Source organism: Thermodesulfobacterium thermophilum DSM 1276, assembly GCF_000421605.1.
Classification (GTDB): domain Bacteria; phylum Desulfobacterota; class Thermodesulfobacteria; order Thermodesulfobacteriales; family Thermodesulfobacteriaceae; genus Thermodesulfobacterium; species Thermodesulfobacterium thermophilum.
Genome location: NZ_ATXI01000003.1, coordinates 1 through 13,705 on the forward strand (window position 1 = coordinate 1; position 13,705 = coordinate 13,705).

The 13,705-nt window shown below is 36.1% G+C and carries 15 protein-coding genes; 9 read left to right on the forward strand and 6 right to left on the reverse strand.

Features of this window, described 5'->3' with window-relative positions; translation table 11 throughout:
• The 4 genes from H529_RS09740 to H529_RS09745 form a co-directional block, all read right to left on the reverse strand.
• Positions 1-203: hypothetical protein (locus tag H529_RS09740; protein ID WP_033396701.1), on the reverse strand; the 203-nt coding region annotated here is incomplete at its 3' end.
• Between the two features lie 160 nt (positions 204-363).
• On the reverse strand, positions 364-1,638 hold the full coding sequence (locus H529_RS0101675) for a phenylacetate--CoA ligase (RefSeq protein ID WP_022854832.1): 1,275 nt from the start codon (positions 1,636-1,638) through the stop codon (positions 364-366).
• Between the two features lie 18 nt (positions 1,639-1,656).
• Positions 1,657-2,214: an archaemetzincin family Zn-dependent metalloprotease gene (locus tag H529_RS0101680; RefSeq protein WP_022854833.1), complete on the reverse strand. Its 558-nt coding sequence runs from the start codon at positions 2,212-2,214 to the stop codon at positions 1,657-1,659.
• Positions 2,215-2,325: 111 nt separating this feature from the next.
• Positions 2,326-3,438 carry a DEAD/DEAH box helicase gene (locus tag H529_RS09745; RefSeq protein ID WP_022854834.1) on the reverse strand — a complete coding sequence of 371 codons (1,113 nt, stop codon included), beginning with the start codon at positions 3,436-3,438 and terminating at the stop codon, positions 2,326-2,328.
• Positions 3,439-3,712: 274 nt separating this feature from the next.
• On the opposite strand from H529_RS09745, the gene H529_RS0101690 reads away from it, so the two are divergent.
• From H529_RS0101690 to H529_RS0101710, 5 genes are all read left to right on the forward strand, one after another.
• Complete coding sequence (locus tag H529_RS0101690; protein WP_022854835.1) at positions 3,713-5,692, forward strand: elongation factor G; 1,980 nt, start codon at positions 3,713-3,715, stop codon at positions 5,690-5,692.
• A complete protein-coding gene (locus tag H529_RS0101695) occupies positions 5,689-6,180 on the forward strand; it encodes a MogA/MoaB family molybdenum cofactor biosynthesis protein (protein WP_022854836.1) in 492 nt (163 codons plus the stop codon). The genes H529_RS0101690 and H529_RS0101695 overlap by 4 nt, the downstream gene beginning before the upstream one ends.
• Positions 6,167-7,222, forward strand: a complete 1,056-nt coding sequence (selD, locus tag H529_RS10940) for a selenide, water dikinase SelD (RefSeq protein ID WP_081642240.1) — start codon at positions 6,167-6,169, stop codon at positions 7,220-7,222. Before H529_RS0101695 ends, selD begins: the two co-directional genes overlap by 14 nt.
• 126 nt (positions 7,223-7,348) lie before the next feature.
• Positions 7,349-8,614 (forward strand): double-cubane-cluster-containing anaerobic reductase, encoded by a 1,266-nt coding sequence (locus tag H529_RS0101705; RefSeq protein WP_022854838.1) that lies wholly within the window; start codon positions 7,349-7,351, stop codon positions 8,612-8,614.
• Positions 8,615-8,655: 41 nt separating this feature from the next.
• Positions 8,656-9,414 (forward strand): acyl-CoA dehydratase activase, encoded by a 759-nt coding sequence (locus H529_RS0101710; RefSeq protein WP_022854839.1) that lies wholly within the window; start codon positions 8,656-8,658, stop codon positions 9,412-9,414.
• Here H529_RS0101710 and H529_RS09755 read toward each other — a convergent pair.
• Positions 9,404-10,294, reverse strand: a complete 891-nt coding sequence (locus H529_RS09755; protein WP_155984457.1) for a selenium metabolism-associated LysR family transcriptional regulator — start codon at positions 10,292-10,294, stop codon at positions 9,404-9,406. The genes H529_RS0101710 and H529_RS09755 overlap by 11 nt on opposite strands.
• Positions 10,295-10,484: 190 nt before the next feature.
• Here H529_RS09755 and yedE point away from each other — a divergent pair, with 190 nt between their 5' ends.
• The 4 genes from yedE to H529_RS0101735 are packed head-to-tail and all read left to right on the forward strand — an operon-like array spanning position 10,485 to position 13,230.
• Complete coding sequence (gene yedE / locus H529_RS0101720) at positions 10,485-11,582, forward strand: YedE family putative selenium transporter (RefSeq protein WP_022854841.1); 1,098 nt, start codon at positions 10,485-10,487, stop codon at positions 11,580-11,582.
• Between the two features lie 27 nt (positions 11,583-11,609).
• Positions 11,610-11,825 carry a sulfurtransferase TusA family protein gene (locus tag H529_RS0101725; protein WP_022854842.1) on the forward strand — a complete coding sequence of 72 codons (216 nt, stop codon included), beginning with the start codon at positions 11,610-11,612 and terminating at the stop codon, positions 11,823-11,825.
• A complete protein-coding gene (locus tag H529_RS0101730; RefSeq protein WP_022854843.1) occupies positions 11,825-12,388 on the forward strand; it encodes a putative Se/S carrier protein in 564 nt (187 codons plus the stop codon). Before H529_RS0101725 ends, H529_RS0101730 begins: the two co-directional genes overlap by 1 nt.
• Entirely contained in the window at positions 12,376-13,230 is an 855-nt protein-coding gene (locus tag H529_RS0101735; RefSeq protein WP_022854844.1) for an NAD(P)H-hydrate dehydratase, read from the forward strand. Before H529_RS0101730 ends, H529_RS0101735 begins: the two co-directional genes overlap by 13 nt.
• Here the strand turns inward: H529_RS0101735 and H529_RS0101740 are convergent, their stop codons facing one another.
• Positions 13,231-13,605: a cyclophilin-like fold protein gene (locus tag H529_RS0101740; RefSeq protein ID WP_022854845.1), complete on the reverse strand. Its 375-nt coding sequence runs from the start codon at positions 13,603-13,605 to the stop codon at positions 13,231-13,233. It abuts the gene before it with no gap.
• Positions 13,606-13,705 lie beyond the last annotated feature (100 nt).

Sequence of the window (13,705 nt, forward strand, 5' to 3'; positions counted from 1 at the left end):
TCTACATAAAGAGCCATCTTTTCTCCGTTAGGTAAAACCTTATGAAGCCTTTCTAATTTATGACACTTTAAACAGGCATCGTTTGAACCACTACTACTTGCTATGGACAATTTATTAAAGGTTAGAGAAAGAAAAAAACTGATCCCCAACAGAACTCCAGATAAACACAACCCAAGAAAAAAATATCTAAAAACTTTTCCCATTATCAACCTCCATACAGAAAGATTTTAAAATAACCCTATTTTGTCTATTAGATATAGATATTATATAAGCTCAATCCTTAAGTCAAGCCTAACAAGTCCTAAAAAAGTGGGTTTTTAAGTCCTAATTTCTATTAAATAACAGATTTTTATAAAATTTTTTTTATTTTTTTCTTTTATCTATCACTCGCACGGCTTTTCCTGGAACCCTTTGAATGGTGCCTTCAGGAACGATCTGAATCTTACTTCTAAAACCTAAAAGGTCATAAAGTTCTAAGTTTAGTTTGTCCATTTCCTGATTAGTTAAACCTCCGTCGGTCTTTTCTACAATGATGGTCATTTCATCTTTACCTTTTATATTTTCTATTACCAATTGATAATACGGAGCAAGTCCTTTGTATTTCAAAAGTATAGCCTCTATCTGAGAAGGATAAAAATTTACTCCCTTTACCTTTAACATATCGTCTGTTCTACCTTTAATTCTGTCTATTCTAAGATGAGTCCTCCCACACTCGCATGGTTCGTAACTTACTATCTTAGATATATCCCTTGTTCTATACCTGATAAGAGGCAAGCCTTCTCTGGTAAGGGTAGTAACCACTATTTCCCCTTCTTCTCCTAAAGGCAATGTCTCACCTGTTTCAGGATGTACGATTTCTATGATATAATGGTCTTCCCAAACATGAATCCCTTTTCTTGCTTCACAATCTATGCCTAATCCTACCCCTCCGGTTTCTGTCATCCCTATGATATCAAAGGTCTTAACCCCCATCATGTCTTCTATCCTTTTTCTATATTCCTCTGACCAGGTTTCAGCACCTAAAATAGCTACCCGAAGGTTAGTTTTTCTAAAATCAAACCCATTTTCTTGAGCTACTTCGATAAGTCTTGCTGGATAAGAAGCTATAGCCCCTATGGCAGTAACCCCTAAATCTTTTATAAGTTTAAGTTGCATAAGACTTCTGCCAGCACCTGCTGGAACGATAAAACATCCTAAGGTTTCTGCTCCATAATGAAAACCAAAACCTCCGTTAAATAACCCAAAGGAAGGCATAATCTGTAACCTGTCTTTTGAGGTAAGCCCAGCACAAGCCAAGCATCGAGCCATTATTTCACCCCACTGAGTCACATCATTTTTAGTCATAAGGTTTAATACCGGTATCCCTGTAGTCCCTGAACTCATATGCATTCTTACACAGTCTGAAGGATCTACAGCTATATGTCCAAAAGGATAACCATCCCTTAAGTCATCTTTTGTCGTAAAAGGTAGGTATTTTAAATCATCTAAACTTTTTATATCTTCAGGATGGATGTCTTTAATCTTCTCCTTTAACATAGATTTAGAATTTTTAAGAAATGCGAGGGTTTTTCTTAACCTGCTAAGCTGAATTTTTTCAATCTCTTCTCTTGATAATGTTTCCATCTTAGGATTAAACATCTCTTCCTCCTAAAAGTTTTATATTATAAAAAATTTTTCCATACACAAATAAGTTTTCAAAAAACTTTCACATACAAAACAAAAAGATTTACTTTTTTTATCTACATCTGCTATAGTATTAGAAAAACTCATCACACAATTTGCATGAAAACAATGGGGTAGGTAAAAAAGATGACCGAGCTCATGGCTAACCTCTTTAATTAGCCTTTCTGTAAAAATTTTTTCGTCAAAAGCTAACCCATAAAACTCTGGATTAAGTCTGGCATGAGATACTACGGCTATTCCTCTTTTAGGATCAGCTTCTCCAAAAACAAAGTTTAGCCCATGAGTATAAAGGTCAACGTCTACTAAAACTACCCATTTCTCTTTTAAGTTTTTTTTATATTTTGAGAAAAGATCTATGATTTTAGAGGAGATGTATTGATTTCTTTTTGGGTTGTAGGCTAAAGAAAGATCAAAAACCAAACCGTAAAAATTAACCGAATATCCAAAAATGGTCTCTAAATGAGACTTTAAAGCTAAAAGAATATCGTCTTTTAAATCTGTATAAACTAAAAATAAAGAAATTTTTTTCATGTCATAGTTAAAATATCAATTCTAACCATGATGTCAAGTTCTTTAGAAAGATTTTTTTATAAGAGGTCCTGAAAGATTAACCAACCTTACAAGACCTCTTATAGTTAGATGTTATATGGATTTGACCATAGGTTTGACTTTAGTTTTAAACATGATATTCCTTAAAAACTTTTCTTCAGACCTGCTCATCAAAGAAATAGCCGTTCCTGTTTGACCAGCCCTTCCAGTTCTGCCTATACGATGGATATAAGATTCGGCATCCTTAGGCAGTCCATAGTTGATTACCAATCCAACATCTTTAATGTCTAAACCCCTTGAGGCTACGTCGGTTGCTACTAAAATTTTAAATTCTCCTGACTTGAACCCTTTCATCACCATTTCTCTTTTTTTCTGCGGATAATCTCCATGTATAGCTTTTACTGAATAGCCTTCTTCCCTTAAAGCTTTGGCTAACTCTTCTGCCTCTAACTTGGTTTGCACAAAAATAATAATCTTGGGTTCTTGCCAGATAGATAAAATTGCCGTTAGTTTTTCAAACTTCATATGAGAAGGCACTTTGTAAACCTCTTGACTTATCTGTTTTAAAGTAATCTCTTCGGGTTTAACCTTTATGGTTTTATAACTATCTCTGAGGTATTTTTCTGCTAAAACCAAAATTTCCTTAGGTAAAGTGGCAGAAAAAAGAAGGGTTTGTCTTTCCTTAGGGGTTTGAGAAATTATGTAATCGATATCGTCTATAAAACCCATGTCAAGCATCCTATCTGCCTCATCTAAAACTAACATCTTTATACCATCAAGCTTAAGATATCCTCTATTGATAAGGTCTTTAATCCTTCCAGGAGTGCCTACTAAAACCTTCCCTACCCTTTTTTGTAAAAGTTCTATCTGTTTTTGTAAAGGTTTACCTCCATAAAAGGTAAGTACAAAAATCTTCTTATTCTTCCCTATGTTTCTTATTTCTTCACTAACCTGAATGGCAAGCTCTCTGGTAGGGACAAGGATTAAGGCTTGAAGTTCCTTCTTTTTAAAATCTATTTTTTCTACAATAGGGATCCCAAAAGCGGCAGTTTTGCCTGTACCAGTTTGAGCCTGACCTACCAAATCCTCTCCTGCTAAGATAAAAGGTATAGCCTTTTTTTGAATGTCTGTAGGGTCTTTATAACCCATAATGTCTAACCCCTCAAGCGTTTTCTTAGAAAGGTTAAAACTCTGAAAAGTTAACATAAATCCTCCATGATTTGTTTAATTTGTTAGCAGAGAAAAGAAGTTATATGAAAATTAAACCGAGACCTTAAGGGAATTTTAAATAACCTCTTTTTACTGCTTTGTTAAAAGATAACACTACAACACAAAAAAACAAGAGACTAAACCATAATTTATTATTTTTAATTAGTATCTAAATTAATTTAAAAATCTAACCCCTAAAATCAACCTTGACTATTTACTCAAATTTTTTTATTTAATAATTTTAAGCAATTAAAAACAGGAGGGTTAGAATATGGGGGTACCTAAAGTATTAACCATCTTAGGACAAACCGACGCAGGTAAGGCGAGACTTTCTGAAGCACTATGTAAAGTTTGTGGAGAAACCATTAAAGGACAAAAAAAAGAGTCCAACTTTTATCTTAAAATCTACGGGTTTAATTATAAAGACACACCTTTCTATCTGTTAACCACCCCAGGGGATGATAACTTTTTAGGTGAAGTAAAGTGGGCCTTAAAAGTCTCTGATGCAGCTATTTTGGTGGTAGACTCTTCCAACCCTATTAAATATCAAACTATAAGAGTGTTTGAAATGGCAAAAGAAATGGGTGTTCCGCTTTTTATCTTTATAAATAAGATAGACGAAGAGAAGAGTAATTTTGGTCAAACCATCTGTGACCTTCAGGATAACTTAGAAATCTTACAGATACCTGTGGTTTATTCCTTTGAAGGTCAACCTAATAATATTTTAGTAGATTTGGTAGAAGATAAAGCCATCCTTGAAAAAGGCAATAAGATAGAATATATAGATTATCCAGAAAATCTGAAACATAGGGTCTCTACTTTAAGAGAAAACCTTATTGAAACCGCAGCTGAAGGTAAAGACGAATTAATAGAAAAATATCTGGATACAGGTAGTTTAACTAAGGAAGAAATATTAGAAGGTCTAAAATTAGGGTTAGCTAACAATAAAATTGCCTTAATCTTTGCTGGTGCTGCCAAACCAGGCATAGGAGTGTCTGTCTTTCTGGAATACTTATATCATTTTGTACCCTCCTATGAATTGGTAAGAACACGTACAGAAGCAGATGAAAAATCTTCTGGTTTTATTTTTAAAACTATAATCGATCCCTTTGCTGGTAAACTCTCTTATGGAAGGGTATTAGCTGGTTCTTTTCCCTCAGACAGCACAGTTTTTACGTCTAATGGAAAAGAAGAAAAATACACCCAAATTTTTGTCCCAAGAGGAGATGGATTACAGCAAGTAAAAGAGGTTAAAGAAGGGGAGGTTATCGTTTTTGCTAAGGTTGACGGTTTATATACAGGAATAACCTTTTCTAAAAATCCTAAGGTTAACCCTATTTCTTTACCAGAACTTCCTTCGCCTATGATCACCATGGCTATCCATCCAGAAACCAGAGCTGATGAAGATAAAATAAGCGGGGCTTTGGTAAAAATAAAAGAAGAGGACCCGTCTATAATGTTTACCAGAGACGAAGAAACCAAAGAACTTCTTATTTCCGGGTTAGGGGTAATACACATAGAAAAGACCATCGAAAAACTAAGAGAAAAATTTGGGGTAAAGGTAAAACTCACCATCCCTAAAATTCCCTATAGAGAAACCATCAAAAAGGCGGTACAGGGAGTTATTTACCGACATAAAAAACAAAGCGGAGGTAGAGGGCAGTTTGCTGAAGTACATTTTAATATTTTTCCCTTAGAAAGAGGTAAAGGTTTTGAATTTTTAGAAACTCTTACCGGTATGAACGTTCCGAGAAACTATGTCCCGGCAGTGGAAAAAGGGGTAAGAGAAGCCATGGAAAGAGGTCCTTTAGCAGGATTTCCTGTGGTTGACGTGAAGGTACAATTTTACGACGGAAAGTCTCATGAAGTAGACTCTTCTGACCTTGCTTTTAAGATAGCTGCTATACACTGTTTCAGAAAAGGTATGGAGCAAGCCAACCCTGTACTTTTAGAGCCTTATGTAGAAATGGAGATATATGTTCCAGATGAAACCGTGGGAGATGTAGTAGGAGATCTGAACTCAAGAAGAGGTAGGGTTTTAGGGATTGAAAAAGATAAAAAGATGACTAAAATATCTGCAGTGGTTCCTATGGCAGAGGTTCAAAATTATGTAGTATCTTTGCAAGGGTTTACAGGAGGGAGAGGGTATTTTATCTCCAGATTTTCTCATTACGAAGAAGCCCCATCTTTTGTGGCAGAAAAGGTGATTGCAGAAAGAAAATCTCAGATGGAGGCTGCTAAAGAAGAATGATAAAAGTAGGTATCCTTACCCTTAGTGATAAAGGATTTAAAGGGGAAAGAGAAGATAAAACCGGAGAACTTCTTAAAACCTTGGTAGAAAAAGAAGGCTGGCTGGTATCCAAATATTTAATCCTACCTGATGAAAAAGAAAAGATAGTAGAAGTGTTAACCTCTTGGGCAGACAAAGAAAAGTTAGACCTTATTGTTACCAACGGAGGAACAGGGGTTTATCCAAGAGATGTCACCCCTGAAGCTACTAAAGAAATAATAGAAAAAGAAATCCCGGGGATCCCAGAATTTATAAGGTATATAAGTTATCCCCTAACTCCGATGGCAGCCCTGACAAGGGGAATAGCTGGAGTTAGGGGAAAAACCCTTATCATCAACCTCCCTGGTAGCCCAAAAGCGATAAGCGAAATTTTTTCCAGTTTAATACCTATCATAAAACATGCTGTAGAGAAAATTAAAGGAGACCCAAGTGAGTGTGCCAGAAATTAAACTTTCTCAGATGGTCAAGGCTTCAGGCTGAGCAGCCAAGCTTCCACAAGAGTTTCTTGTGGAAATATTAGAAGGTTTAGAGCTACCCTCTCATCCTAACCTTATTCAAAGTTTTGAACATGGAGCAGATGCAGGTATATATAAATTAGATGAAGAAAAAGCCTTGGTTTTTACTGCAGACTTTTTTACCCCTGTGGTAGACGACCCTTATACCTTTGGTCAAATAGCAGCTGCCAACTCTTTAGCAGATGTGTATGTCTGTGGGGCAAAACCTCTTTTGGCTTTAAACCTTATAACCTTTCCTAAAAGAGGTATTCCTAAAGAAATCTTAAAAGAAATCTTAAAAGGTGGGTTGTCTAAGATTAAAGAAGCTGGTACTTTGCTGGTAGGTGGACATAGTGTAGACGACCCAGAACCTAAATACGGGCTTGCAGTGGTAGGTTTGGTTCATCCTAAAAAAATAATAACCAACAGTCAAGCCCAAACAGGTGACCTTCTCTACCTTTCTAAACCCATAGGCACAGGAATCTTAATAACCGCCTATAAAGGCAAACTGTTTGACGAGAAACATGAGGCTTATCAAAAAATGGTAACTACCATGACTGAACTTAACGACAAAATCTGTGCTATCATGACAGAGTTAGGTCTTAAAGCTGCTACTGACATCACAGGCTTTGGACTAATCGGACATGCCCTTGAGATGGCAACAGCCAGTAAAAAAGACCTTATTATTTATGCCAGCAAAGTTCCCTGTTTTGAAGAGGCTAAGGATTTAATTTCTATGGGGATAGTCCCTGAAGGAGACTATCATAACCTTAATTTTTGCAAAAAATTTATACAAATCCATCCTGAAGTTTCAGAAGACGAATTGATTTTACTATCTGATGCTCAAACCTCTGGAGGAGTCTTGGTAGCTGTTCCTAAAGAAAAAAAAGCAAGCTTTGAAACAAAAATAAAAAAGGCTGGTCTTGATAACGTAACTCTCATCGGAGAAGTTCAAGACCCACAAGGTCACTGCCCTACTGTGAGGATATACCCTTAAATTCATTGTTTTTTTTCAATATATCAACTTAATTTTTATTTATAATTTCTATTTGACTTCACATCTTTTTCATGAAAAATTGATTTTAACCTTCAAAAAACTTAAATATTTAAGTAGGAGGAGTTTATGGGAGAAGACTATATCAAAATGTGGGAAAACCTGGGAATAGATTTAGAAAACCATGATTGTTTACTTAAGGCATTAGCCGAATTTTATCAACAAATCTATCTTTCTCAAGAAAACCGTCCTGAAGGGATGAAATACTTTGACTTTGTAGTTTCTGAGGCCCATGGCTTAAGGATAAAAGAACTCCTTGAGGCCAAACAACAAGGGAAAAAAGTAGTGGGGGTCTTTTGTGTATATGTACCTGAAGAGATGATACGTGCGGTAGACGGAATATGTGTGGGGCTTTGTGCAGGGGCTCAGATAGGTTTTGAGGAGGCAGAAAAAGTTTTACCTAAAAACACCTGTGACCTTATCAAGGCTTTTATAGGTTTTAAACTTACTCAAGTTTGTCCTTACACAGAAAGCTGTGACCTTTTAATAGGAGAAACAACCTGTGATGGAAAGAAAAAAGCTTATGAAATCTTAAATAAACTTACTCAAAAAGTCTATGTTATGGAAGTTCCTCACATGAAAACAGAAAGGGGAAAAGAGCTGTTTTTAAAGGAACTTTTTGCCCTTAAAAACAAGTTAGAAGAGCTAAGTCAGCAAACTATGACTTTAGAGCGTTTTAAAGAGGAAGTCAAGGTTGTAAACGAAAAAAGAAAAGCCTTGATGAGACTTGAAAAGTTAAGAAGTTATGACCCAGCTCCTATCTCAGGTCTTGATGCTCTTTTGGTGAATCAGATTGCCTTTTACGACGACCCTGTAAGGTTTACCCAAAAAGTTAACGAACTTTGCGATGAACTTGAGGAAAGGGTTAAAAAAGGAATAGGTGTTAAACCTAAAGGAACACCAAGAATACTTATTACCGGATGTCCTTTTGCCTTACCTAACTGGAAACTTCATCACATGATAGAAACAAGCGGTGCAGTTGTGGTAGGTGAAGAGTCTTGTATAGGAAGAAGGTATTATCATAGTTTAGTGCCTGAAGATTTTAGTAGTATAGAAGAAGGCATCAAACTTTTAGCAGAAAGATACCTAAAAACGCCTTGTGCCTGTTTCACTCCCAATCCAGAAAGGATTGAAGAAATCCAAAACATGGCTAAAGAATTAAAAGCTCAGGGGATAGTCTATTATTCTATCCAGTTTTGTACCCCCTATCTTTTTGAAGCCTATCAGGTAGAAAGCGCTGTTGACCTTCCTTTTTTAAGGATAGATACCAATTACAGCACGGAAGATATAGGACAACTTAAAACAAGATGTGAAGCTTTTATAGAAACGTTATAACCCTTAAGTGTAAAGAGTCACATCACTAAGTTTAAAAACCTATGAGGATATTAGGACTTGATGTTGGGTCTACTTATATTAAAGTGGCCCTTTTTGAAAATGAAAGGTTAACCCTTTTAGAAAGAGACAAAACTTCTTACCAACCCTTAGAAAGGTGCCTTCAATACATACACAAATACAAACCAGATCAAGTGGTAGCTACTGGATACGGAAGGAACCTTATAAATAATAACTTTTCAAACTGTATCACCCTTTCTGAAATCAAAGCCTTTGCTATGGGAGCCCATTTTATCCATCCTAAGGTAAGAACTATCTTAGACATAGGAGGCCAAGATACTAAGGTTATAAGCCTTGATGAAAAAGGTAAGGTAGTTAAGTTTGAGATGAACGACCGTTGTTCAGCTGGCACAGGCAGGTTTTTAGAAATAATGTGTAAAGCTTTAGGATTCGAAATAGAGGAGTTAAACCAGTTAGATCTCGACGAGGAGGTCAAAGTAAAAATCAGCAGTCTTTGTACCGTCTTCGCTGAATCAGAAGTTATTTCACTTATAGCTCAGGGAGTGCCCAGAGAAGAGATTTTAAAAAGTATCTATTTTGCGATAGTCTACAAGGTGGTATCTATGCTAAAAAGAATTACCGTTACTGAAGATTTTATTTTTGCAGGGGGATGCTCTTCAAATAAAAATTTAAAAAAGTTTTTAGAAAACCAGCTAAAAATTAGGGTGATTACCCTTGAAGAATCCCCTTTTTTAGGGGCTATCGGAGCAGGAATTTTTGGAATCTCTCAGATTAAACGTTAGAAAAACTCTTGATAAAATCTAAAAATTTATGTTCTACTGGTAAAAATTTTGCCATTTTTGGATAAACTACATAAAATTTTCTTTTTATCGTAAAATTTTTAATTCTTACTACTTTTAAAAGTTTTAGAGAGGTTTCAAGTTCTACGGCTAAGGAAGAAACGAAACCAAAACCAAGGCCTGACTTTACCGCTTCTTTTATAGCCTCTGTAGACCCCATCTCTCCTATGATGTTAAGCTTTATCCAATCTATACCTTTTTTATCCAAAAACTCTAAAAAATTTTTCCAGGTGCCTGAACCCTCTTCACGTTTTAATAAAGGAATATGATACAACTCCTCTAACTCTATTTCGTCTTTAGTAAAATCTGGAGGACCAATAAGAACTATTTCATCTTCATAGCAAGGCAAGAAAACCAAATCTTTGTTAGCAAAAACAGCACCTACCATACCAAAATCGATTTCTCTTGCCAAAACCTTCTCTATCACTTCTTTGCTATCTCCTACCTTTAAGAAAACTGAAATGTTAGGATGATGTTCTTTAAAATTTTTTATAACCTTAGGGAGTATATACTGACCTGGTATGGTGCTACCACCTATTTCTATCAAACCTACCTTTTCATCTTTTAGAAGTTTTAACTCTTTTTCCATCTGTTTGAGTATGTTTAAAACCTCTTTCCCGTAACGATATACTATTTTCCCGGCTTTACTGGGAATTACTTTTCTGGTATTTCGGTCAAAAAGATTAACCTCTAACTCCTGTTCCAGGTCTTTGATATGAAGAGTAATGGTTGGTTGAGCAAGATGTAAGGCTGAAGAGGCTTTAGAAAAACTTTGGGTCTCATATACCTTAATAAAAACCTCTAACTTCCGTAAATCCAACATCTCTCCAATCGCCAAATATCTTTTAACCTTGAATATACAAAAAAACTTATTCAAAGACAAGGGTATCTTTTATAGAAAAAACTTATAAATCATCTTTAAATTGATAGATTTTTTCTATTTGACTTAAAACTGTATTTTTTCTATTTTTAATACTTAATCAAAAATACACTTATAAACCAAGGAGGGGTGGATGAACGGCATCAGTAACTTTTTAGCTACCAGATGGGGCATTATTTTAGTAGGTGGTATCATAGGTATCTTAGCTCCCATTCTTCAAAAACTTGGAAACCCACCTAACATGGGGATTTGTGTTGCCTGTATGGAAAGAGACATAGCAGGAGCCTTAGGTTTTCATAGGGCAGAGGTGGTCCAGTATATGAGACCAGAAATCATCGGATTTGTTTTAGGATCTTTTATAAGTGCTCTTTTATTTAAAGAATATCGTCCAAGGGGTGGCTCTGCTCCTTTTATCAGGTTTATTTTAGGGATGTTTGCGATGATCGGTGCTTTAACCTTCTTGGGTTGTCCCTGGAGAACCGTTCTAAGGCTTGCAGGAGGAGACTTCAACGCTATTTTTGGTTTGTTAGGCTTGGTTTTTGGTATCTTTATAGGAACTATTTTCTTCAGGATGGGATACTCTCTTGGAAGGTCTCAAGGGTTCCCTTATAAAGCTGCCGGGTTAGGCTTTCCTTTTTTGATGTTAGTTTGTTTAGTCTTACTTTTAATCGATAGTCCTTTACCTGGTACCAACAAAGGAGAATTTTTGTTTTTTAGTATCAAGGGTCCTGGATCTCAACATGCCCCTATTTTTATCTCCCTTTTAGCCGGCCTTTTTATAGGAATCCTTGCCCAAAGAAGTAGGTTTTGTACCATGGGTGCCTTTAGGGATGTAATCCTTTTTAGGCAATTTCATCTATTCTTAGGGGTTGCTTCTTTCTTTATTGCTGCATTAATAACCAACCTTATTTTAGGACAGTTCAATCCAGGGTTTGAAAATCAACCTATAGCTCATACCATGCAGTTATGGAACTTTTTAGGAATGGCTTTAGCAGGGCTTTGTTTTGCCTTAGCAGGTGGTTGTCCTGGAAGACAACTCTTTCTTTCTGGAGAAGGAGATGGAGATGCTGCTATCTTTGCTACTGGGATGATAGTAGGTGCTGCTGTAGCCCACAATTTTGGTTTAGCAGCCTCTCCTAAAGGAATAGGACCTCATACCCCTGAAGCTATCCTTTTGGGCTTTATCGTATGTATAGTCATAGGATTAACCATGAGAGTTAAAAAAGCTTAGACAATAAAAATTGCAGGAGGGAGAAATATGCCAGAAGTAGTAGATGCAAGAGGACTTTCTTGTCCAGAACCGGTATTACGTACCTTGGAAGCAATCAAAGCTTTAGGACAAGGAGAACTGGAGATATGGGTGGATAACCCTACCGCTAAAGAAAATGTCATTAGAGCAGCTAAAACCTCGGGGTGGGAGGTAGTTGAAATAAAAGAACTTCCTGATAGTATTAAGCTGGTGATTAAAAAATGATGGAATGGCTTAATAAACTTTTACCAACCAAAAGAAACAAAAAAGATAAAACAAACCAAAGTTCTCAAAAGGCTCTTCTTATATTTGAAAACACCTCTGAGGTGATCCAAGCTGAAAAAATTTTACAAACACAAGGTTATAAAGTAAAGGTAGTTGGGCCTCCTCCTGAAGTTAGAAAAGGATGTGACCTGGCTATAGAAGTCCCAGTAGTTGAAATCCCTGGTATTATAAACCTTTTAAAAACTAAAAAAGTAGAACCTTTAGACTTCATTTCCTTTTCTGAAGAAGAAATTTTAAAGCCTGTAGACCTTTTTCACGTAAAAGACTTTGGAGAGTATTTGATGGTAAGGGCTGCTAACATGAAAATAACGGTAGATAAAAGAACTCTCACCATCGTTAATGTTTCAGGAGGAGGATGTCCTGACGTCCCCTATTTGGCTTCGATTTTGATTGGATTAAACCTGAAAAATTCTTTCCCTCCTAAGGAAAAAGGACATACCCTCTGTGGATATGCCTTACATTTAGCTTATGAAAAAGCTAAAGAGCTTTTATGTTCGGAATAGCAGGCATTATACCCGATGAAACACTGCCTTTGGTTTATGGAGTTCCTGTTTTAAAAGATAATCGACTTATCATAGACCGCTGGCAAATTCCTATAGAACGTGGAACCGCTGCTCTAATCGCCTCTGCCATAAAAACCTTGGAGGTTTTTAGAAAGCCTAATCCGATGGTTTTTCTGGTTGGAGATATAGGTAAAGGCACAGGAAGTAAGGCTTTATATCAATTTTTAGCAGAAAACTTTCTTCAACATTCTTTTCAGGTGTTTACCTTTCATTATATCCTTCCTGAAGTAGACGGCTGTTTAAAAGTAATCTTCTCGATAGAAAAACTTTCTAAAAAACCCTTTTTAATAGCTGATGCAGGTTTTATGTATACGGTAAAAATGGCAGGATATGCTAACTTTTTTGACCTTTTTACCCCAGACTTAGGTGAATTAGCCTTTTTAGCTGATGAAAAAGCTCCTCATCCTTTTTATACCCGGGGTTTTCTTCTTTCAAACGAAAAAGACATAGAAAGCTTGATAAAACGGGCATATCAACATCACAACGCACCTCCCTATCTTTTAGTTAAAGGTGAAAAAGATTGGGTGGTTTACAACCAAGAAGTTTTAGCAACCATAGATGAACCCTTAGTTCCAGAGTTTGAAGCTATAGGTGGTACAGGAGATACTATAACAGGTATGGTTTCTGCTCTGATTTATGCAGGATATCCACCAGAAAAGGCATGTATTTTAGCAGCTAAAGCCAACAGGTTGGCTGGTGCCTTAGCCTCTCCTACCCCAGCCACTCAGATTTCAACCATCATCGATTTTATACCCAATGCCTTAAAAAAACTGTCTGGTTAATTATTCCACAGGAATAATCGTTATTTTTTCAGAATTTTTAAGTTCTTTTAACTTTTTTGGATCTTCTAAAAGCCTTCCTATAAGGTTTACTTTACTGGCAGGTACAGGTTCATCGTCAACAGAAATAGGGGTAGGGCCAAAAAAGATAGCTAAAGCCTTTCCTGGAGGCCAATAACCTATGTCTCCTGATTTTACCTTTAAGGTAGCTGTTTCTTCCAAAGGATAGTCTAAAGGTATAGAAAAATAAAATTCATCACCCCAGGTGTTTAAGTAGGATTCTATGGGTAAAATTTTGTAGACTTCTTGACCACAGGGAGTATCAAACAATTCTGCCAAAACTTCTTCTTTTCCGTCAAAGATCAACTTAACCTTCATCTTACCTCATCTCCCCGTTTAATATTAATTAAATTTTAATGTAAACCTATCTTTTTTAAAAAACAAGAATTTAAAACCGGTGGTCTTTTTAATCTCATAA